The sequence below is a fragment of the Flavihumibacter fluminis genome, from assembly GCF_021491375.1.
In the GTDB taxonomy this organism is placed as follows: Bacteria; Bacteroidota; Bacteroidia; order Chitinophagales; family Chitinophagaceae; genus Flavihumibacter; species Flavihumibacter fluminis.
Genome location: NZ_JAKEVY010000001.1, coordinates 888,194 through 910,804 on the forward strand (window position 1 = coordinate 888,194; position 22,611 = coordinate 910,804).

The window sequence follows — 22,611 nt, forward strand, 5'->3', positions numbered from 1 at the left end:
AATTTATCAAACAGCATCTTTTCCTATCTCTTCTATTTCCATAGCAAAATTACCATCCCCTTTTGGATTTAATCCATATTCATTCGGGCCGGGTATGCTATCCGCAAATAACATCCAGAAACCATAAAAAGGAATTAGTTGATACCAACCGGAATTCCCCCGGTCATGACATCTTTTGGCTCCTTGAGCTAACATGAACCACAAAAGTGGAATAACCGCTAAACCCAACCATCCCATGGATTCATCTGAACCAATAATGTACTCAAGGATTATAATAAAAACCAGATAAATTATAAAGGAAATGCCGTATTCCATTCTACGGATACGTCCATTAAATGAAAATGGATTTTGAAACATAAAAGAGGTAAATTAATAAGGATGAATTCTTTTAAAAATAGGAATTCAGAAATATACAAGACAACTTTGAATACTGCAAGAGAAAGGAACTGATATCTTGTCATAATTGCAGATTCAGATAACCTTTACTATTTTGTTTGCGGAATCAGTTTCTATTACACCTTTAAACGCAACATGAAACCTTATACCTATTGCATCCTGCTTCTGCTTTGTTTACCCTGGGTTGGCTACAGTCAATCGAAAGAAGAACTTTACGAAGCAGCCAGCACTGAATACGATCGCAAAAACATGGTCAAAGCCATTGATTTAATTACCAGGGCGCTTTATATAGAACCCAAAAACACCCGATTTTTATTACTAAAGGCGAGTGCATTGGACCATGCTGGCCAATACCAGGCAGCTTATGACACCTATACGACAATAATTCAGCTTGATCCCAAAGACATTATCGCCTATAACAATAGAGGGCTTTTATTAAGCAGGCTACAGGAATACGAATTAGCCCTTAAAGATTTTGATGATGCAATCAATTTAAACCCTCCGGATACTGGAATAGTGGGTTTGTATCTCAACAGGGGATCTGTAAAAACCAGCATCCGTGATTTCACCGGAGCTTATGAGGATTATACAAAGGCATTATCAATCGACTCCCTGAATATCGCTGTTCTAAATAATTTGGCGGGCGTATGTGACGAGATTGGCAAAGGAGATCTAACATTAAAATACCTGAATAAAATAATCACCATTGACTCCAGTTTTATTGGGGCCTATGCTAATATCGGATTCAAGTACCAGGAAATGGGAGATTACAAAACTGCTATTACCTATTACAACAAAGTATTGGAAATGGATCCCACGGAAGCGCTTGGATATAGTAACAGGAGTTATAACCGATACAAATTGGGTGAAAATGAAGCTGCGCTGAAAGACATCAACGAATCGATCCGGTTGTATCCGGGCAATTCGTATGCTTACCGGGTAAGAGGGTTAATTTACCTGGCTATGAAAGACCCCAACCGTGCCTGTAAAGACTTTACAAAGGCACTGGAACAAGGTTTTACGCGTATGTATGGTGAGGAGGTAGAAAACTTGAAGAAAAAGCATTGCACATTTGACAATTTATAATCGTCCTATTCCAGCAATACTCTGACACTTATTAGTATGACACTACACTGGAAGCAGATTGATTTTCTCCTTCGTCGGAGCCATACAGTTTCCGTGCCCTTTTTAAAATTTTCCGATAAGCGGGATTTAATGAGTACGCTTTGTATCTTGATACATAGTCTTCAGGCACTTCATATTCGAACAGGATTGCATGATACATTAACCGGGTAAGCAATAAATCTCTGGCCGGTCCTCTAAAAGTGTTTGCTAAGGTATCAAAACAGGTTTCAAACAAGTTTTGTCTAACCATCGAACTCACACCCATTGATGGATACATTGCGGTATTTACAGAGCCGATAAATCCCCCGGAATTAGCATCAAGCCGAACCTTTTTATTCAGGTTATTAATTGCAGGCAGGAATGCTCTCACTTTACTAAAAAAAACTTCCCTTTTCAGCAACGTATCACGATACAACCAGTACAAACTTAATACTTTATAATTGTAGGCATCTGTAAGATAATTTTTTGTTGCTCTTTTGAATTTTCGCCCAACCTTATAAGCTGCGGATAAAGAATCTAATAATTGCAGGGATGCGATCCTGGCAGGAATTATTTCTGTTTTTAACCTGGTTTCAAGATCCAGGATATCCTGATAGGAGTACTCAAGCAGGCGTACTAGTTCAGGACTTTTTTCCAATTGCTCAAATCTCTTTAAAACCTGTAATTCGGCATTTCTACGTTTGTCTTTTCTTTTGGAAAAGAAAGTAGCCTCCCAGTTTTTATCCGGATTAGTTACAACTTGGATACGGTCTCCGGGATACACCAGGAAAGGCACCTGATCCATTCGGAAAATGGTTGGTCCGGATATATACGCTTTTGCTTCGATTCCCTTTTGCAAATACACCGTATTCATACACGGATAATCGATCCAATATTTCCCATGAAATAGCATATGCGGCTTTTTATCCAGGGAGTCTGTAAATACAATATCATCTGCCGTAAAGTAAACCGGACGCTCACGCCCTTCTATGCCACGAATTCCACAGGAGCTGAAGAAAAGGGCAAAACAGACAGTACAAAATAAGTAACGATTCATGATATGTTAAATTGGTTATACTGAAACCCGGTGGCATGGTTTTAGAAAGAATGCTACTAAACAGAAAACATGAAAAACATTCTTAAGTTATTGAGCGTATTGCTGATAGGAAGTCTTGTATTTATTTCCTGCAGCAAAAAAGATGATCCAACAGACAATAATCTGTTTGTAGGGTCTTATGAAGGTAGTATCGGATATGTAAAAGAGGGAGAAAACAAGTCAACTGACAACGGAAAAGTTACTGTTGTTAAAGTTGGAAACAATTACAATTTTGTTTTTTCCGATGGCATTCCAGATCTGAAAGGAGTTCAGTTTAAAAGTGACGGTGCTACAGCTGTTATATCTGTAGATAATGATGAATCAAAAATGATTCGCATTACAGCCAATGAGCTAACGATTGCCTATACAAAAGACGGCGAAGCCTGGGTTGCGAATTGTACGAGATAAATATTACCCATGAATTATAAAAAGTACTCCTAAGGCAATAATTATTATAACTTAGAAGTGCTTTTATTTTTATTAATTACTTAACGGTAGGCCATATCCGTCTTTTTGTATTTTTACTCAAACTACTAAACGTTCCAATTCATCTTCCAAATTTTTACGCGCCGCCTCCTCGTATTTTTCATAAAAATGATTTGTTTTGAAAATTCGTGGCATGGCTAGAAAATGATTTATAACCTTTTTTCTCCCAGGAGTATATATAAAATCAGGATAAAACTTATACTCCTTCCTTATGGATGTTGCATAATACCGGTAAGCTTCAGTGGGCGCGCCTAAAATTGCTAGGTCTGCATCTGTAAAATAGTTAGTATCGATATCTTGAGAAACTGCATGTCCTTTTGTTGCAAGTATTTGTGTGGCGCATTTTTCCCTGATAGAAGTATTAACACCTAATTGTGTCAAACATGTAAGAGCGTATGCTGCACTCTTTTCTTCATTGTTTGATTTGAGGGTGCTATAAACCATATCATGATATGCAATAGAAAGAATTACAACCGGCCAGCTATGTATGCATTCTTTTATAGGTAGCAAGTCAGCTAATAAATTATCAAGATGAGTCAGGTTGTGATAGTAGCGATTATTGTTGGAATATTCACTCTGAATATCCTTCCAGCACTTATCCTGAATAGCAGGATCAATTTTCAAACCGGATAGCACTGCCTTATAATGTTCTTCAAACATAATTTTCTTTCGCCCTACTTTTTTGCACTCCGTATTTGTTTTTATTCAACCCTGTGACTGAAAAGTCAAGTTTCCATTCTGACAATTCTCAACGTAATAGCATTTCAAAAGCTTTAGTCAATGCTTCGCCACATGAGTCCCAGCAGATAGACTCAAAGGATAAGTACTAACAATTTAGGTACTATGGAATGATCCTGCAAGCAGTATGCAGTAAATCTTTGTGAATAAATCCCGTACGAATTATCCTTCTTCCGGATCTACCACCTCGGTTTCGGCTACACGGCCAATTTGGCCATCTGCAAGGCGGACTTTGATGCCGCGGGAATGAAAGGCAGCAGAGGTAAGAATATCTTTGACAATGCCGTACGTCAAACGGCCTGAACGCTGGTCTTTTTTCAGGATGATCGCTACTTCCTGACCGGGATAAATGTTTTTACGATACTGGCCGTCCATAGAAAATCACTGCTTAACATTCGGAATAATCAGATGAAAAGAGGCCATTGAGCGCGTAGATCTGATCGATGGGAATTTCTAAACCGCTATCGAGTTGAAGAAATTGGCGGTTGTCTTTTGAATATACCTTCGTAATCATTCCCCCGGCACGGGTTACGCCAGAGTCTTCATAAAGCAAGGAGGCTTTTTGTTGAGTCTGGTGCAGTTCAACAACCAACTTATAAAAGCTGCCTTTGGGTGGCAAAGTTTCACGAAGGTCCATATTGATAATTTTACCGGCCGGGAACTCACCCGACCGGTAAAATTAAAACTATTTACGGGCAATCACCTGCTTCACTTTCTCCACAATCGCAGCGGCATTCAGGCCATACTTTTCCATTAACTGCGCAGGTGTACCACTTTCACCAAAAGAATTGTCAACGCCGACCATTTCAACCGGCGTGGGTCGCTTGCGGCTCAGCAACTGACAAACCGCATCTCCCAAACCACCGTTCAACTGATGCTCTTCAGCAGTTACCACACAACCTGTTTTTTCCACTGATTTCAAAATTGCTTCTTCATCCAGCGGCTTGATGGTGTGAATATTGATGATTTCTGCATCGATTCCCTCCTGCTCCAGTAGTTCACCTGCCTGGATTGCTTCCCATACCAGGTGACCCGTTGCTACAATTGTAACATCCTTTCCTTCATTTACCATCCACGCTTTACCGATCACAAACTCCTGGTTGGGATCCGTAAATACAGGCACCACTGGTCTGCCAAAGCGCAGGTAAGCCGGTCCTACATGATCCGCCAGGGCAATGGTTGCCGCCTTGGTCTGGTTATAATCACAGGGATTGATCACAGTCATCTCCGGCATGGAACGCATCATTGCCAGGTCTTCCAGTATCTGGTGCGTGGCACCATCTTCTCCCAGTGTTAGTCCTGCATGCGATACTGCAATTTTTACATTCGCACTGGAATAAGCTACACTCTGACGAATCTGGTCATATACTCTTCCCGATCCAAAATTGGCAAATGTTGTGGCATACGGCACATAGCCCGCAATGGCGAGCCCTGCCGCTACTCCAATCATATTGGCCTCCGCAATGCCACACTGCACAAAGCGATCCGGGTTTTCTTTAATAAAGGCATCCAGTTTCAAAGAAGCCACCAGGTCAGCACAAAGCGCCATTACATTCGGGTGCGACTTGCCCAATTCAGCCATCCCGGCACCAAAGCCAGATCTTGTATCTTTCTTTTCCGTATAGGTATATTTCTTCATGATTTGCTGCTTGCTTGATTAATAATCCCCAAGGGTTTCCGGCAACTGCGCCAGGGCTGCTGCCAATTGTTCATCATTCGGCGCGGTTCCATGCCACTTGTGCGTGTACATCATAAAATCCACCCCGGCACCCATTTCGGTTTTCATCAGGATCACCACCGGCTGCCCCTTACCCAACAAGGCTTTAGCCGCGGCCAGTGCATCCAATACCTGCTGCATATCATTGCCATCCAGGAGATCCACCGTCAACCAGCCAAAGGCTTGGTATTTGGCTTTCAGATCGCGGTTGTCCATCACTTTATCCGTACTGCCATCAATCTGTTGTTTGTTCCAATCCACGATGGCCACCAGGTTATCCAGCTTATAATGCGGTGCAAACTGCGCTGCTTCCCATATCTGGCCCTCCTGTTGTTCACCATCACCCATCAGTACGTACACTACGTTGTCTTCCTTACGCAATTTCTTCGCATAGGCAGCCCCGTTAGCAACTGACAATCCCTGCCCTAAGGAGCCGGATGCCACTCTGATACCAGGCAAATGTTCATGCGTTGCAGGGTGGCCCTGTAAACGCGAATTGATCTTACGGAAGGTGGTCATCTCTTTTATGTCAAAATAACCACGTCTTGCCAACACCGAATAAAACAGCGGTGAGATATGGCCGTTAGACAGAAAAAACAGATCCTCTCCTTTTCCTTCCTTCGAAAAATTCAGGTAGCCATCTGCTCCTTTGCTATCATCAATTTTCATAGCATGGAAATACAGGGCTGTAACCAGATCGGTACAACCCAACGAGCCACCCGGGTGACCCGATTGACAACCATGCACCATGCGCACGATATCCCGTCGCACTTGTGCCGCTGTCGCCTTCAGTTCTTCTACTTTCATGTTTGGTTTGGTTTATGTCGTCATTGCCCGGTGAAGCGCGTATTCCACGCCTCTTATTTCCGCCAGCCCTTTTAAACGGCCTATTGCGGAATAACCCGGATACGTTTTTTTCTTCAGATCATCCAGCATCTGGTGGCCATGATCCGGCCGCATCGGTAGCGATAGCCCTCTGCGTTGCTGAATCATCAGTACCTCCTTGATCACTTCATACATATCGGTGTCACCACCCAGGTGATCGGCTTCATAAAAATTGCCTTCCTCATCCCGCTTGGTATTGCGGATATGTAAAAAATGTACTGAATCACCAAAGCGCTTGAGCATGGCCGGCACATTATTGTCCTTCCTTGCCCCAAAGGAACCCGTACAAAAACAGAGTCCGTTGGCCGGCGAAGGTACGGCTTCCAATAAATCTGCCGCATCCTGCTCTGTACTCATGATTCTTGGCAGTCCCAAAACAGGATAAGGAGGGTCATCCGGATGGATAGCCATCTTCACCCCTGCTTCGGCTGCAACCGGCACTACCTGCTTCAGAAAATAAAACAGGTGTTCCTTCAGCTTAGCAGCATCTATGCCTTTGTATTTCTCCAGCTCAGTCAACACCTGTGCAGCAGTAAAGGAATCATCACTGCCCGGCAGTCCCAGCATCATATTGCCAAACAGATGCTGGCGCTGATCTTCGCTCATGCTTTCATAACGCTGCTTTGCTCTGTCCACCTGCTCCGGGGTATATTCTTTTTCAGCACCCGGCCTTCCCAGTAAATACAGATCAAATACCAGGTAATCCAGCCGGTTGAAATACAACATGGTGCTGCCATCCCCTTTGGGATAGTACACATCGGTTCGGAGCCAGTCGAGTACCGGCATGAAATTGTAGGTTATTACTTTAATTCCTTCAGCAGCCAAATTGCGCAAACTTGCCTTGTAATTTTCGATATGGCGCAAGTAATCACCTGTCTGGCGTTTGATATCATCGCTTACAGGTAAACTCTCTACTACGGTCCATGTCATGCCAGCGGTTTCAATCAACTGTTTACGCTCAGCAATAGCCGAAACAGGCCATACTTCTCCTACTGGGATCTGGTGTAGAGCAGTAACAACGCCGGCACAGCCCGCCTGACGAATATCTGATAAACTCACTACGTCATTCGGACCATACCAGCGCATGGTTTGGTGCATCAGCATATTTCCTGAATTGGTTTCCGTTAAATATACTGATTGATGATGTTTTCGAGGAATTCCTGCTTGCCGCTCTTCGCTGCAGGCTCACCATTTTCAATAGCATAGGCCCTTAAGTCTTCCAGGGTCAGCTTGCCATCCTCAAACTCCTTACCCTTCCCGGCATCGAAAGATACATACCGATCCTTACGAATTTGCTTGTAGGCAGATTTTTGCAGCACTGCATCCGCAATCAGCAGCGCACGGGCAAACGTATCCATTCCACCGATATGCGCATGGAAGATATCTTCCACATCGGTACTGTTTCTTCTGATCTTGGCGTCGAAATTGATACCACCACCACCAAATCCACCGGCTTCCAGAATGATCAACATGGCTTCTGCCAGCTCATTCAGATTATTCGGGAACTGGTCAGTATCCCATCCATTCTGATAATCACCTCTGTTCGCATCGATGCTGCCCAGCAGCCCGGCATCCGCCGCCACCTGCAGTTCATGCGTGAAGGTATGTCCAGCCAGGGTAGCATGGTTCACTTCAATATTCAGGCTGAAATCATTCAGCAAATCGTGCTGGCGCAGGAAGCCGATCACGGTTTCACAATCGTAATCATACTGGTGCTTGCTGGGCTCACAAGGTTTGGGTTCGATAAAGAATTTGCCTTTAAAGCCATTCCGGCGTGCATAATCTTTTGCCGCATGCAGGAAGCGGGCCAGGTGCTCTTTCTCACGTTTCATATCGGTATTGAGCAGGCTCATATAACCTTCGCGACCGCCCCAGAATACATAATTCTGTCCGCCCAATGCGATGGTTGCATCCAGGGCTGCCTTCACTTGTGCGGCACCATGAGCCAAAACATGGAAATCCGGGTTGGTGGCGGCACCATTCATATAACGGCGACTACTAAACAGATTGGCCGTTCCCCACAGCAATTGAATGCCACTTGCTTTTTGTTTCTCTTTCAGGTATTCGGTAAGCGTTTGTAAACGACGATCATTTTCTGCAACATCAGTACCATAGTCTACTACATCCACATCATGGAAACAGTAGAAAGGAAGTCCGAGTTTGGTGAAGAATTCAAATGCAGCATCGGCTTTGTCTTTCGCGCGCTCAATTGCATCACTTTTTTCATTCCAGGGGAATAGATGGGTAGCTTCACCAAAAGGATCTGATCCGTTTCCACAGAAGCTATGCCAGTAAGCTCCTGCAAAACGCAAGTGCTCCTGCATGGTTTTTCCTGCCACTACTTTATTGGCATCGTACCACCGGAAAGCCAGCGGATTGTCCGATTCTCTTCCTTCGTATTTGATTTCCGGCACGCCTTTGAAATACTCTTTTTGTCCAAGTGTAATTGACATGGTTGCTTGTTGATTGGTTATTAATGTTGGCTGGCAAGCCGCTGATCCAACAGCGCCTTCCAGTCCTGGTATATGTTTTCGTATGTTTCCTGATTATCTGGCTCCATTACACCAATAGGTTTGCGCCTGCTGCCGGCTTCCTGTGCAGTCGCATAGTAACGGGCACCAATACCCGCACCAATAGCAGCCCCGAAGCTACCATCGCCTTCATAAAATTCTACACTAACCTGGTTGAGCGTGGCAAAAGCTTTTGTAAACACTTCACTCAGGAAGAGATTTGCTTTGCCTGCACGTACAACAGAAGGTTGAATGCCGTTTTCGCGCATAATATCCAGTCCATATCGGAAAGAACAGGCAATTCCTTCCTGCACGGCCCTTACCATATGCGCTGTTGTATGGATATTGAAGTCAAGATGTTGTATATGGCCGCCTATGATGCGATTGTTTAACATGCGTTCTGCCCCATTACCAAATGGAAGCGCCCTTAATCCATTGGCTCCAATAGTCACTCCTGCCGCCAGTTCATTGAGTGCCGCATAACTGAGCGAAGAGCCAGCCAGGTTTTTGATCCATCTATTAAAAATGCCGGTTCCATTAATGCAGAGCAAAACACCGATGCGCCTAAGTTCCTCACTGTAATTCACATGCGCAAAACTGTTGATGCGCGATTGGGGATCATAACTCAGTACATCACTTACGCCATAGATTACGCCCGAGGTTCCTGCGGTAGTGGCCACTTCACCCGGCTCCAGCACATTTAAGGATAGTGCATTGTTTGGCTGATCTCCTGCTTTATAAGTAACCGGTATTCCGGCTTTCAGTTGAAGCCTGTCTGCTACTACAGACTTTAATTGTCCGTGTGATGAAAATAGTGGCCGAAGCTCCGGTATATGAAGCTTATTGAACCCATAGGTTTTCATAACATCCCCGGACAACTGATTTTCTTTAAAATCCCAGAACACTCCTTCCGACAATGCTGATGCAGTGGTAGTTGTTTCACCAGTCATTTTCATTGCAATGAAATCTCCCGGCAACAAAACCTGATCAATTTTTTCATAGATCGCTGGCTCATTGGCTTTTACCCATGCGAGTTTGGAAGCGGTGAAATTTCCGGGTGAGTTGAGCAAATGAGCAAGGCTACGATCCGGACCTATTTGCTGAAATGCGTTTTCGCCGATGGCAACAGCTCTGCTATCACACCATATAATGGAGTTGCGCAAAACCTGTTGGTCTTTATCTACCAGTACGAGTCCATGCATTTGATAAGCGATACCGATGGCTCCAATAGCTGTTGGATCATACGACTTGCTGGCATGGCATTTTAAAATGGCCTGCTGCACATGATCCCACCACAACTCAGGCGACTGCTCAGCCCAGCCGGGTTGCACACTGATAATATCCGCTTCTGTTTCAGGATAACTGGCAGTGGCAAGAATCGATTGCGAATCGGCTTCTACAACAGAAACCTTTATGGAAGATGTACCCAGGTCGATGCCTACTAATAACATGTTTGTTGTTTGACAAATGGATTGGAAAGATACTGAAGCCCAATTAAAATGCAGCAGCGATGAAACGCAACCGGCAAGCAATCAGGACCTGAAGCAGGCTCTCCTAAAAGCGAAATTAGGGGAATTTAGAAAAAATGCAACTGATTGCATAAAAATATTGCAAAAAGCAATATTTTTGGAGAATGGGAGGATACAATGATAAGGTAAAACGGTAAATTCACCGGTAGAATAGAAGAGCAACTGATTGCAAAATGAAGACAAAAAAGGAAGTCACCATATATGATATAGCCCAGCAACTGGATATTTCCACTGCTACTGTGAGCAGAGCCTTGCAAAACAATCCGGTTATCAATAAAAATACCCGACGGAAAATCCAGGAAGCCGCGCGGGAACTGGGTTACAGGCAAAACACCTTCGCCAGTAACCTGCGCAAACAAAAGACCAATACTATCGGTATCATTGTTCATGAACTTAACAGTAACTTCATCACATCCGTGTTGGCGGGCATTGAGAAAGTCACGGCTGACGCGGGTTACGACCTTCTGATCGCTCACTCATCCGAATCTTTTAAAAAAGAAACTGCCAACGTGCTTAACCTGTTTCATAAAAGAGTAGATGGACTGATTGCTTCCCTGGCTTTTGACACCAGGGGGTTGGATCATTTTCAATCATTTTTTGATAAAAATATACCAGTAATTTTCTTCGACCGGGTGGAGGAAAAAGCTGATAATACCAAAGTGATCATCGACAACTTCAAGGCCGGGTACCAGGCAACCAAACACCTGATTGAGCAGGGATGCAAACGGATTGTAATAGTAACGGCCAGCCTTAGCCGAAACGTATACGCAGAGCGTTTGCGTGGTTACAAGGAAGCACTCAGGGAGCGCCAGATCAAATTCGATGAAAACCTGGTACTGATCAAAGACCTCAGTGAAAAATGCGGTCGTGAAGCAGCCCTCCAGATTCTCCAAATGAAACCCAGACCTGACGCTGCTTTTATCACAAACGATTTCTCTGCAGCTGTCTGCATGCAAACCCTCAAAGAAAAAGGTATCCGGATTCCGCAGGATATTGCCATTGTTGGATTTAACAACGATGCCATTTGCAAAATCATTGAACCACAACTAACCACCATTAATTATCCGGGTATGGATATCGGCGAAATGGCAGCCCGTAACCTGATTGCGCACCTCAAAGGCGATACAGATATCCGGCAAACCAATACCATCATTGCCAAATCCGAACTCATTATTCGGCAATCCTCCCTCAAAAAAGGAAAAAAATAACGATCACTGCCATGAAAGTAAATTTGCTTGCCCTGTTGTTATTGTTGTTTTCTTTCGCACAGGCGGAAGATGGTTACCGGCTTTGGTTACGCTATGATCAGTTGAAAAATGCATCCCTGCGAACCGGTTATGAGTCCCGGCTTGCCACTATTTCTCTTCCTGGCAACTCCCCCACGCTCCAGGTAGCCCGCAAAGAATTGGAAATGGCCCTTAGCGGATTATTGGGGAAAATGGTTCGCATTCCGGAAACCAGAAATCCTCAGGCCAGCTTGCAAATAGAAAAATCCTCAGCCAGAGTTAGTGCACAGGAATTAACCTCGCTTGGAGAGGAAGGATTTCTGATTCGGTCAACCGGTGGTAAAAGTCCGCTGCTGATCACTGCCAACTCAGAAGTTGGTTTGCTCTATGGGGTATTTCATTTCCTTCGTCTGCTGCAAACGGAACAATCCATTGAAAAACTGAATATCAAAGAAGTACCCAGGCTCGCACTACGTATGCTCAATCACTGGGATAACCTGGATCGTACCGTGGAGCGTGGATATGCGGGATTTTCCATCTGGAACTGGCATACCCTGCCAACCTATATGGATCAGCGTTATATTGATTATGCCCGGGCCAATGCTTCGATAGGCATCAATGCGGTATCGATCACCAATGTAAATGCAAACGCCACCATCCTTACCCAGCCCTATTTGCAGAAGGTAAAAGCACTGGCAGATTTGTTTCGTGCCTATGGTATCAAAGTATACCTGACGGCAAGATTCAGTGCACCGGTTGAGATAGGCGGACTAAAAACCGCTGATCCTCTTGAACCGGCTGTACAACAATGGTGGAAAGATAAAGCACGTGAGATCTATGCCATCATACCTGATTTTGGAGGTTTCCTCGTGAAGGCTAACAGTGAAGGACAACCCGGTCCTCAGGATTATAAACGCACCCATGCCGATGGCGCCAATATGCTGGCAGATGCGGTTGCTCCCTTCAAAGGAAAGGTGATCTGGAGGGCTTTTGTTTACAGTGCAGAAGTACCCGACGACCGGCACAAACAAGCTTACTCCGAATTCCTGCCACTGGATGGCAAATTTCGATCTAACGTACTCGTTCAGGTGAAAAACGGGGCTATTGATTTTATGCCCCGGGAACCATTCCATCCTTTATTTGGTGCGCTTCCCAAAACACCGGTAATGATGGAATTCCAAATAACACAGGAATATCTCGGACAGGGCACTCACCTGGTTTACCTCGCTCCTTTATTCAAGGAATGCCTGGAAAGTGATACCTATCAAAAAGGAAAGGGAACTACAGTAGCATCTACATTGAACGGAATGGCTGGGGTATCCAATATTGGAACGGATATCAACTGGACCGGCCATTTATTCGGACAGGCAAACTGGTACGCATTGGGCAGACTGGCATGGAATCACGAACTAAGTGCTGAAGACATTGCTAAAGAATGGATTCGTATGAGTTTTTCAACTGATCCTTCACTGGTGTCAGACCTCACCCAAATGATGCTTGCATCTAGGGAGATCCTGGTGAATTATATGAATCCTATCGGCCTGCACCATATCATGGCTACCGGACATCATTACGGACCTGGCCCCTGGGTTGCTGATCTGAATCGTCCCGAATGGAATCCAACTTATTACCACCGCGCCGACAGCATCGGTATTGGTTTCAACAGAACTGCAACCGGCTCAGATGCACTTTCACAATACCATCCCGATGCTGCTAAAAAATGGAGCGATCCTGCAACCTGTCCGGATATAGACCTGCTCTGGTTTCATCACCTGCCCTGGAATTTCACCATGAGAAGCGGCCGGACTTTATGGAATGAACTCTGCTATCGCTACAACCTGGGTGTAGACAGTGTAAGCTGGATGCAAACAGTCTGGAATCGCCAGCAATCCAAATTGGATGCACAGCGATTCGAGCAGGTGAAAATGCTGCTGAATATACAGCACCAGGAAGCGAAATGGTGGAGAGATGCCTGCCTCCTTTATTTCCAAAGCTTTTCCAGGTTACCTATACCAGCACCATATGAACAACCGGCGAAGAGCCTGGACTATTATAAATCCCTGCAGTTCCCCTATGCTCCGGGGCATTAAAGCAAGAACCATTACCATGCAAACAGAGAAGAAAACAGCGATTGTAACAGGTGGAGGATCCGGACTTGGATTCGCGATCGCGAAAGCCTTTACCCAAAATGGAATCACCACCATTATTGCCGGACGAGACCAGGCGAAACTAATAAAAGCGCAGGAACAATTAGGTCCGCTTTGCATTTTTAAAGTGTTGGATGTTACTGATTACAAGGCGATACCAGCCTTTGTAGAAGAAGTCGAATCCAAACACGGACCAATTGATATTCTCGTAAACAATGCCGGCATCAACCAGAAAAAAGAGTTTACGGAAGTAAGCGATATCGAATTCACCAACATGCTGAATACCAATGTAACAGCCGTTTTTGTATTAAGCAGAGAGGTGGCAAAAAAGATGCTTACGCGAAAAAAAGGATCCATCCTCAACATCAGTTCCATGGCGGCACAGTATGGCCTACCAAAAGTGATTGCCTATACCGCAAGCAAAACCGCTATTGAAGGCATGACCCGCGCGATGGCAGTAGAACTATCGCCAATGGGTATACGCGTAAATGCTATAGCACCCGGATTTATTTATAGTGATATGACCGCAAAAGCCCTGGATTCTGACCCGGATCGTAAGGCAAGAGTAATGGCTCGCACCCCTATGGGCCACATGGGACAACCGGAAGACATAGGTGCTGCTGCCCTGTATTTATCAGGTGAGGATGCCCGTTATATAACCGGAGTAGTGCTGCCTGTAGATGGCGGAAACAGTATCAGTTATTAATTAATTGCTATGTTCAGTAAACGATTGCTTGTTTTATTACTTCTCACGAATCCTACGGTCTCCAGGGCGCAACTGCCAGTATCAGTTGATGCCAATACCAATTATGATCTTGCCGGAGCTGCCATTCTGGTAGATTCAACAGACCATGAGGTAGTGAAAAAGGCTGCTTTTTTTTTAGCCTCCGATCTGCAATCGGTTACAACCAGGGAGAGTAATGTCATATTTATACCTGGAAAAGATTCGCAGGCAACTATTGTTATTGGGAGCCTTGATAAATCAGCCTTACTGAAAAAAATGATTCGGCAATACCGGATTTTAACTACTGATCTAAATGGCCAGTGGGAAGGTTATAAAATGCTCACAGTTCAAGATGCCGGTCAACACCTGCTGTTTATCATTGGCAGTGATCGTCGCGGTGCAGCCTATGGCGCCATGGAAATCAGCAGGCGCATTGGTGTATCGCCCTGGATCTGGTGGGCTGATGTTCCGGTGCGAAAAAAGATGCAGGTATTGATCGCCCGCGATTCTATCCTGCAGGATGCCCCAAAAGTGAAATACCGCGGCATTTTCATCAACGATGAAGCGCCTGCCTTAAGTAGTTGGAGCAAAGAAAAATTCGGCGGTTTCAATTCCGGATTTTATGAACGGGTATTTGAACTGATGCTGCGACTCCGGTCCAACTATATCTGGCCCGCCATGTGGGGAAATGCATTTTATGACGATGATTCACTCAACATAAAAGTAGCAGATGACTATGCGATTGTTATCGGCACCTCTCATCACGAACCGCTGATGCGCGCGCATGATGAATGGAGACGCTATGGCAAAAAACGGTTATGGAATTATGATAGCACTAAAGCAGGCTTGCAGGAATTCTGGACTTCCGGCATGAAGCGTGCATGGAATGAAAAAATTGTGACTGTGGGTATGCGCGGTGATGGCGATGAACCCATGAGTCGCGAAACCGCCACCGCACTACTGGAAAGAATCGTAAAAGATCAACGCAGCATCATTTCCAAAACTACCGGCAAACCTGCTTCCCAAACTCCGCAGCTCTGGGCTCTGTACAAAGAAGTTCAGGACTATTACCGAAAGGGAATGCGGGTACCCGATGACGTTACCCTGCTTCTTTGTGATGACAACTGGGGGAACCTGCGCATGTTACCTAAACCTGGCGAACCAACCCGAAAAGGAGGTTATGGTATCTATTATCACTTCGATTATGTAGGTGGGCCCCGTAATTACAAATGGATCAACACCAATCCCTTGCCCCGGATCTGGGAACAAATGAACCTCGCCTGGCAGCACGGTGTAAAGCAGATATGGATTGTAAACGTGGGTGATATCAAGCCCATGGAATTTCCCATTTCCTTTTTCCTCGATTATGCCTGGAATCCGGATCGTATTGGCGCAGATGATCTTTTCGAATATACCAGGCAGTGGGCTGCACAACAGTTTTGTAGTACCCATTCAGATGCCATCGCGCAGCTACTGGCAGCCTATGGAAAATTCAATAGTCGCCGTAAACCGGAACTACTGGATCAAAACACCTACAGCTTTAACTACAATGAATGGGAAACAGTAGTTGCTGACTTTACTGCCCTAAAAGAAAAAGCAGAACAGATCCAACTGGCCCTTGCGCCTGAATTCCAGGACGCTTATTTTCAACTGGTCTTGCATCCCATTGCGGCCAGTTCCAATCTTTATCAGCTTTATCAACAGGTAGCCCTAAACCACAAAGCTTTTGCAGAAAAGTCAGTCTCAACGAATTATCATGCTGAAAAAGCAAGGGAGTTTTATGAGCGCGATTCTCTTATCACATTGGCATATCATCGTATCAACAATGGTAAATGGAATCATATGATGAGCCAAACCCATATCGGTTATACCTATTGGCAACAGCCACCGGTGAATAAAATACCAAACTTAAAAACCCTTCCACCCGACACAGATTATCAAACCCTGTCAGACACCCTTATTCAGATTGCAAAAGCCCCTTTCCCAGAGAACCTCAACTACCCGGCCTTTTTTGAATTCAATGGCGTTGTATCAATGGAGGCTACCAACTTTTCCAGAAAACAGGAAACAGCTGAAATTCAGTGGAAAAAATTGCCGGATCATGGCAGAACAGGTGACGCGATTACATCTTTTCCTGTGACAGCAGCAGAAAGCAAACTAAATGAAAACACACCCTTTCTGGAATATGAATTTTATACCTACAGCCTGGACAGCATTACCCTCCATGCCTATTTCTCGCCCAGCCTGAATTTTTATGGCTCGGATAACGGTCTGCAGTATGCGATTTCAATTGATGAAGAGCAACCGCAGCTAATCAGCCTGAATAAGGAAGATAAAACCAGTATCAGCGGCATCTGGAACAAATGGGTAGCCGATAACTGTATCGTGAAAACGAGTCGCCATTTTCTTTCTCAGCCTGGCAAACACCGGGTTCGTTTCTGGAGAGTCAGCAACGGAGTGGTGTTGCAAAACCTGGTGCTGGACCTGGGCGGACTGAAACCATCTTACCTGGGCGCGCCAGAAACCCGTATACCATCTTCTCAACTACTAATTGCCAAATAAAAAAATCATGAAAAAATTCTTACTGAACAGCACAATAGCAGCGTTTGTAGTTCTGGGAATCGCCGGCTGTGGCACACAGAAATCAAACGCAGAGGCTGAACAAGGATTAAAAGACGCCTATCGATCCGACTTCCTGATCGGTGCTGCACTTAACAAACCTCAGATTGAAGAAACTGATGCCAAAAGCAACGCTTTGATCCTCCGGCAGTTCAATGCAGTGACACCTGAAAATTGTATGAAAGCAGAAAACATTCACCCCGAATGGGATCGCTACGATTTTGAGCTGGCTGATAAGTTAGTGGCCTACAGTCAGAAAAACAACCTGCAACTGAATGGTCACACCCTAATCTGGCATAGCCAGTTGCCTGCGTTTGCCAATCAGATTCAAAACCTGGATTCTTTTAAAACATTTTTTGAAAACCATATTAACACAGTGGCATCCCGATTCAGTGGTAAAATCTTCTCCTGGGATGTGGTGAATGAAGCACTCAATGAAGATGGCACACTACGCAATTCCATCTTTCTTCAAAAAATGGGACCGGATTATATCACAGAAGCATTTCGTTTGGCAGCAAAAGCTTCACCAAATACAGAATTGTATTACAATGATTATAACAACGAGCAACCTCAGAAAAGAGCTGGCTGTATCGAACTGATAAAAAAAGTGCAGGCCGCTGGAGTGCGTATTGATGGCGTTGGTATCCAGGGGCACTGGCATTTGGGTAAAGTCCCGTTCAAAGAAATTGAAGAAAGCATACTCGCCTACCATGAACTGGGTTTAAAAGTAATGATTACCGAACTGGATATTGAAGTATTACCACGTAATTTCCAGGGAGCTGATGTGGCACAGCGAATGGCAAGCGACCCTTCCCTGAATCCTTATGCCCAGGGAATTCCGGACAGCATACTCCAACAACAGGCTACCGATTATGAAAACCTGTTCAAACTTTTCCTGAAGCATAAAGACAAAATCACTCGCGTAACATTTTGGGGAGTGGATGATGGCCAAAGCTGGCTCAATGGCTGGCCGGTGCCGGGCAGAACCAATTACCCCCTGCTCTTCGATCGCCAGTTAGAACCTAAAGCCGCCTATCACAAACTGATGGGTTTAAAAAAATAAATCCCGCTCATGAACACAACCAATCAACGGTTATCTATAACCGAAAAGCTGGGATACAGCCTGGGCGACCTGGCCGCCAACCTGGTCTTTCAAACCCTCATGACCTATCTCGCCTATTTTTATACCGATATATACGGATTGGAAACGCAGCACGCTTCCGCTATCATCCTGGCCGTGGGATTGATTGCAGCTTTTGCCTTTAATCCAATTATTGGGGCCATTGCTGACCGTACGGTTTCCAGATGGGGCAAATTTCGTCCCTGGATCCTGTGGACAGCTATCCCTCTTGGTGTAGTGTCCTTACTGGCCTTCAGTACACCTGATTTTTCCTATAAAGGCAAACTGATTTATGCCGCCATCACCTATACCTTGCTGTTATTACTCTACGCGGCAAACAATCCGCCCTACTCAGCCCTGAGTGGTGTGATCACCGGTGATATGAAAGAGCGCAACAGTCTTTCTTCCTATAGGTTTGTAGCTGTGATGTTTGCACAGTTTTTTGTGCAGGTATTTATGTTACCCATTATTGAATCTGCAGGTAAAGGAGATAAGGCGGCAGGTATTGAAATTGTCATGACCTGGCTGGCCATTATTGGTACGCTATTGTTGCTTATAACGTTTATCAGTACCCGAGAACGAATTGTTCCCAAACCAGAACAAAAATCAAGTGTGGCGCAGGATCTGAAGGACCTATCCTCAAACAGGCCCTGGTTACTTATGTTAGTACTCACCACCCTGGTATTTATCACCCTGGCGATGAAAGGCGGCTCCTATGTCTACTATTTCAAAAACTATGTAAACAGTCAGGCACTTACGGAATTCATCCAACCGATCCTGAATGGTTTACAGTCCATGGGAATAAATTTCTTTGGAGAAGATTCCGTATCAGCAGGTTTTGGTTTGTTTAATGCTGGTGGCATTTTATTCATGATTGTGGGCATCATGCTCTCCAAAGGATTTGCAGATAAATATGGCAAGCGCGATGTATTTGGCTGGGCACTTTTTATATCAACTCTTTTTATCCTGTTCTTTTATTTTTATGCACCAGATGCCATCGGTTTGATATTTGGCTCGCAAATATTGCATGGATTCTTTTATGGCCTGACCATTCCCCTGCTCTGGGCCATGATTGCAGATGTGGCAGATTACAGTGAATGGAAAACCAATCGCCGTGCTACAGCGATTATTTTTTCGGCTATGATGGTTGGGTTAAAAGTAGGACTCAGTGTTGGCAGCGCACTGGTTACCTGGATTCTTGGTTTGTACCGGTACCAGGCCAACAGCGATGCCACGCAAACAGCTACCGCAGTGAATGGCACCAAACTATTAGTAAGCATTTATCCTTCCATTCCTTTTTTTATCGGGATTGGGCTGCTTTTTTTTTACGAGATCAATAAGTCTATGGAAAACCAGATTGAAAACGAACTTAAACAACGAAGAACAACCTAACCATATACTATGGATATTCAACAACTCAAGCGCAAAGCAATATCCCAACCGCTGGTGGAGCATATTTACACAGCTGATCCATCAGCGCATGTATTTAATGGAAAGATTTTTATCTATCCTTCCCATGATGTGGAATCCAATATCCCATTTGATGACCTGGGCAGTCATTTTGCGATGGAAGACTATCATGTATTGTCCATGGAAGATCCCGGTGCAAAGGCAGTGGATCATGGTTGTGCCTTACACCTGAGCGAGGTACCCTGGGCGTCTCAACAGTTGTGGGCACCCGATGCCGCAGAAAAAGATGGGAACTATTACCTGTTTTTTCCGGCGAAAGACAAAGAAGGTGTTTTTCGTATAGGGGTCGCAGTGAGTGAATCACCCGTGGGCCCTTTTACTGCACAACCGGAACCCATCAATAACAGTTTTTCCATCGACCCGGCTGTTTTTAAGGATAGCGATGGCAGCTATTATATGTATTTTGGCGGTATATGGGGCGGACAATTACAACGTTGGCGGACCGGGCAATTTAAGGCCGAAGGAGAAGGTCCCTTTGCGCACCTGCCCGCGGATATGGAGCCTGCTCTTTGTCCAAAAGTGGCTCGCCTGCGGGATGATCTGCTGGAGTTTACTGAGCTCCCACGCGATTTGCAGATCCTGGATGAAAAGGGTCGGCCTATACTGGAAGGAGATAAGGACCGGCGCTTCTTTGAAGCAAGCTGGATGCATACCTACAAAGGGAAATATTATTTCTCCTATTCCACCGGCGATACCCATTTCATTTGTTATGCCATCGGTGATTCACCTTACGGTCCTTTTACCTATACTGGCAGAATCCTGGAACCGGTGATTGGCTGGACATCCCATCACTCCATCTGTGAGTTTAATGGGAAATGGTATCTTTTCTATCACGATAGCAGTTTAAGTGAGGGTGTTACTCATTTAAGATCAGTAAAGGTTACAGAACTGAATCATGATGAAAACGGACGCATTCAAACTATAGACCCCTATTCAAAAAAAGCATTCCGGTTATGGTAAAACGATTAACAGTTGTATTGTTACTACTGGCGGCAAGTTGGCAAAGCCAGTCGCAAATACGGCTGCCGCAGCTACTTCGCGACAGTATGATATTGCAACGCGACCAGCCGGTCCGACTCTGGGGTTGGGCATCTCCGCAGGAAAAGATAACAGTATCGTTTAACCGAAAAAAAATTCGGACCCGTGCCGGATCAGATGGCAAATGGAAAGTGGAACTCCCTGCCACGAAAGCCGGCGGACCATATACCATTCAGTTCCAGGGAAAGAATAGCATTACACTCAATGACGTATTATTTGGTGACGTATGGTTTTGTAGTGGTCAAAGCAACATGGTTCACCAGCTGAATATTCACGATGTTACCTATGCAGATGAAATCGCTACGGCTAACTTTCCGCTGATCCGACAATTCTGGATACCGACAGCAACGAGCCCGGAGGCACAAAAAGATGATATAACTGCAGGGCATTGGGCGCCTGCGGTGGGTGAAGCAGTGCGGCCCTTTTCCGCAGTGGCTTATTTTATGGCGAAAAAACTGCACCAGCAATATGGTGTTCCAATTGGAATAATAAATGCAAGTGTAGGTGGAACACCTATAGAAGCCTGGACGGGCGGACTGCAATCACCGCAGACAAATGCAACTCCTGCCAGGCCTGACAATCCGGTTCAAAGACCAGCGCCACCTGTCGATAAAGGAATGAATGAACCGTTGAAATGGTATGAGCCAGCCTATGTTCCAAAAGGCTGGCGTTCCATTTTTGTTCCGGGATATTGGGAAGACCAGGGCATCAAAGAGTTGAATGGGGTGGTTTGGTATCGCAAAGAAATCATGGTACCGGAAACCATGATCGGAAAACCTGGAAGATTGTTTCTCGGCCGGATCGTGGATATGGATGAAGTTTACATCAATGGGAAAAAAATTGGTCAAACAACCTATCTGTACCCGCAACGCAGGTATGCTATCCCCCAGGATGTATTACAGCCCGGAAAAAATCTGATTGTGGTTCGGGTAACCAACCACAATGGTAAAGGGGGCTTTGTACCGGATAAACCCTATTGTCTTTTTTCGGGTAAGGATACGGTTGGGTTAACCGGTAAATGGGAGTATAAAGTTGGAGCTGCGTTTGAACCAGTAAGTTCTTTTTACAGTGGTGGCGGTAACGATCAAAACAAACCATCCGCCTTATACAATGCCATGGTAGCGCCGGTTACATCCTATACGATCAAAGGTTTTTGCTGGTACCAGGGGGAGTCCAATGCAGGTCGGCCTATGGAGTATGCTGCATTGTCCCGCCAATTAATCAACCAATGGCGAGGCGCCTGGAACCTCGGCACTCTTCCTTTTTTATACGTTCAGTTACCCGGGTTCATGGAATACAATTACTTGCCTTCTGAAAGCAACTGGGCAGTGCTACGGGAAGCACAGGCAAGTGTACTGGAGGTTCCCAATACAGCTATGGCGGTAGCAATTGACCTGGGTGAATGGAACGATGTGCATCCGGATAACAAAAAAGAGGTAGGAGATCGACTGGCTCTGGCAGCTATGAAATTGGCATATGGAGAGCAGATCGTTTACTCGGGACCGTTATATCGAAAAGCCCGTGTTGAAGGCAATAAAATCATTGTGGAATTTGATCACACAGGAGGCGGACTTATAACCAACGATGGTGAAGCACCCGGTAATTTCGCGATTGCAGGAGCTGACAAAAAATTCGTCTGGGCTGCTGCTCGCATTGAAGGTAATACCGTGGTGGTTTCAAGTGACAGGGTTTCCAATCCCATGTATGTGCGCTATTCCTGGGCCGATAACCCCACCCAGGCCAACCTTTACAACCGGGAAGGCCTCCCTGCCTCCCCCTTCCGCACTGACCGCTAGCCAAATTATT

Annotated in this window: 20 protein-coding genes; 10 read left to right on the forward strand and 10 right to left on the reverse strand. The window is 45.1% G+C overall.

Translation table 11 applies throughout. The annotated features are described in order from the left end of the window. Positions 1 to 6: 6 nt before the first annotated feature. A complete protein-coding gene (locus L0U88_RS03915; RefSeq protein WP_234864300.1) occupies positions 7 to 357 on the reverse strand; it encodes a DUF805 domain-containing protein in 351 nt (116 codons plus the stop codon). Positions 358 to 531: 174 nt separating this feature from the next. Here L0U88_RS03915 and L0U88_RS03920 point away from each other — a divergent pair, with 174 nt between their 5' ends. Next, the gene (locus L0U88_RS03920) at positions 532 to 1,482 is read left to right on the forward strand and encodes a tetratricopeptide repeat protein (protein ID WP_234864301.1); all 951 of its coding nucleotides are present in this window, start codon (positions 532 to 534) and stop codon (positions 1,480 to 1,482) included. A 31-nt stretch (positions 1,483 to 1,513) separates the two neighbouring features. Here L0U88_RS03920 and L0U88_RS03925 read toward each other — a convergent pair whose 3' ends face one another. Next, on the reverse strand, positions 1,514 to 2,557 hold the full coding sequence (locus L0U88_RS03925; protein WP_234864302.1) for a hypothetical protein: 1,044 nt from the start codon (positions 2,555 to 2,557) through the stop codon (positions 1,514 to 1,516). A gap of 69 nt (positions 2,558 to 2,626) precedes the next feature. Between L0U88_RS03925 and L0U88_RS03930 the strand changes: the two genes are divergently transcribed. After that, positions 2,627 to 3,004, forward strand: coding sequence for a hypothetical protein (locus L0U88_RS03930; RefSeq protein ID WP_234864303.1), 378 nt, complete (start codon positions 2,627 to 2,629; stop codon positions 3,002 to 3,004). Between the two features lie 117 nt (positions 3,005 to 3,121). Here L0U88_RS03930 and L0U88_RS03935 read toward each other — a convergent pair whose 3' ends face one another. The 8 genes from L0U88_RS03935 to L0U88_RS03970 form a co-directional block, all read right to left on the reverse strand. Beyond that, positions 3,122 to 3,742: an HD domain-containing protein gene (locus L0U88_RS03935; RefSeq protein WP_234864304.1), complete on the reverse strand. Its 621-nt coding sequence runs from the start codon at positions 3,740 to 3,742 to the stop codon at positions 3,122 to 3,124. A 240-nt stretch (positions 3,743 to 3,982) separates the two neighbouring features. Beyond that, positions 3,983 to 4,195 (reverse strand): YwbE family protein, encoded by a 213-nt coding sequence (locus L0U88_RS03940; protein ID WP_234864305.1) that lies wholly within the window; start codon positions 4,193 to 4,195, stop codon positions 3,983 to 3,985. Positions 4,196 to 4,208: 13 nt separating this feature from the next. Beyond that, on the reverse strand, positions 4,209 to 4,457 hold the full coding sequence (locus L0U88_RS03945) for a hypothetical protein (protein ID WP_234864306.1): 249 nt from the start codon (positions 4,455 to 4,457) through the stop codon (positions 4,209 to 4,211). 48 nt (positions 4,458 to 4,505) lie between these two features. Then, positions 4,506 to 5,459, reverse strand: coding sequence for a transketolase family protein (locus L0U88_RS03950; protein ID WP_234864307.1), 954 nt, complete (start codon positions 5,457 to 5,459; stop codon positions 4,506 to 4,508). A gap of 18 nt (positions 5,460 to 5,477) precedes the next feature. After that, a complete protein-coding gene (locus L0U88_RS03955) occupies positions 5,478 to 6,344 on the reverse strand; it encodes a transketolase (RefSeq protein ID WP_234864308.1) in 867 nt (288 codons plus the stop codon). A 12-nt stretch (positions 6,345 to 6,356) separates the two neighbouring features. Next, on the reverse strand, positions 6,357 to 7,526 hold the full coding sequence (uxuA, locus tag L0U88_RS03960) for a mannonate dehydratase (protein ID WP_353620631.1): 1,170 nt from the start codon (positions 7,524 to 7,526) through the stop codon (positions 6,357 to 6,359). Between the two features lie 20 nt (positions 7,527 to 7,546). After that, positions 7,547 to 8,875 carry a xylose isomerase gene (gene xylA, locus L0U88_RS03965; protein ID WP_234864309.1) on the reverse strand — a complete coding sequence of 443 codons (1,329 nt, stop codon included), beginning with the start codon at positions 8,873 to 8,875 and terminating at the stop codon, positions 7,547 to 7,549. A gap of 20 nt (positions 8,876 to 8,895) precedes the next feature. Next, entirely contained in the window at positions 8,896 to 10,383 is a 1,488-nt protein-coding gene (locus L0U88_RS03970; protein WP_234864310.1) for a xylulokinase, read from the reverse strand. A 251-nt stretch (positions 10,384 to 10,634) separates the two neighbouring features. Here L0U88_RS03970 and L0U88_RS03975 point away from each other — a divergent pair, with 251 nt between their 5' ends. Genes L0U88_RS03975 through L0U88_RS04010 form a run of 8 tightly spaced genes read left to right on the forward strand, consistent with a single transcriptional unit; the run spans position 10,635 to position 22,601 of the window. Then, positions 10,635 to 11,669 carry a LacI family DNA-binding transcriptional regulator gene (locus tag L0U88_RS03975; protein ID WP_234864311.1) on the forward strand — a complete coding sequence of 345 codons (1,035 nt, stop codon included), beginning with the start codon at positions 10,635 to 10,637 and terminating at the stop codon, positions 11,667 to 11,669. A gap of 11 nt (positions 11,670 to 11,680) precedes the next feature. Continuing rightward, positions 11,681 to 13,777 carry an alpha-glucuronidase family glycosyl hydrolase gene (locus L0U88_RS03980; protein ID WP_234864312.1) on the forward strand — a complete coding sequence of 699 codons (2,097 nt, stop codon included), beginning with the start codon at positions 11,681 to 11,683 and terminating at the stop codon, positions 13,775 to 13,777. Next, positions 13,761 to 14,540, forward strand: a complete 780-nt coding sequence (locus L0U88_RS03985; RefSeq protein WP_234864313.1) for an SDR family NAD(P)-dependent oxidoreductase — start codon at positions 13,761 to 13,763, stop codon at positions 14,538 to 14,540. The genes L0U88_RS03980 and L0U88_RS03985 overlap by 17 nt, the downstream gene beginning before the upstream one ends. 9 nt (positions 14,541 to 14,549) lie before the next feature. Next, complete coding sequence (locus tag L0U88_RS03990) at positions 14,550 to 17,120, forward strand: glycosyl hydrolase 115 family protein (protein ID WP_234864314.1); 2,571 nt, start codon at positions 14,550 to 14,552, stop codon at positions 17,118 to 17,120. A gap of 7 nt (positions 17,121 to 17,127) precedes the next feature. Further along, positions 17,128 to 18,240 (forward strand): endo-1,4-beta-xylanase, encoded by a 1,113-nt coding sequence (locus L0U88_RS03995; RefSeq protein WP_234864315.1) that lies wholly within the window; start codon positions 17,128 to 17,130, stop codon positions 18,238 to 18,240. 9 nt (positions 18,241 to 18,249) lie between these two features. Further along, a complete protein-coding gene (locus tag L0U88_RS04000) occupies positions 18,250 to 19,689 on the forward strand; it encodes an MFS transporter (RefSeq protein WP_234864316.1) in 1,440 nt (479 codons plus the stop codon). A gap of 9 nt (positions 19,690 to 19,698) precedes the next feature. Next, positions 19,699 to 20,727: a glycoside hydrolase family 43 protein gene (locus L0U88_RS04005; protein WP_234864317.1), complete on the forward strand. Its 1,029-nt coding sequence runs from the start codon at positions 19,699 to 19,701 to the stop codon at positions 20,725 to 20,727. After that, the gene (locus tag L0U88_RS04010; RefSeq protein ID WP_234864318.1) at positions 20,721 to 22,601 is read left to right on the forward strand and encodes a sialate O-acetylesterase; all 1,881 of its coding nucleotides are present in this window, start codon (positions 20,721 to 20,723) and stop codon (positions 22,599 to 22,601) included. The genes L0U88_RS04005 and L0U88_RS04010 overlap by 7 nt, the downstream gene beginning before the upstream one ends. Positions 22,602 to 22,611: the final 10 nt, after the last annotated feature.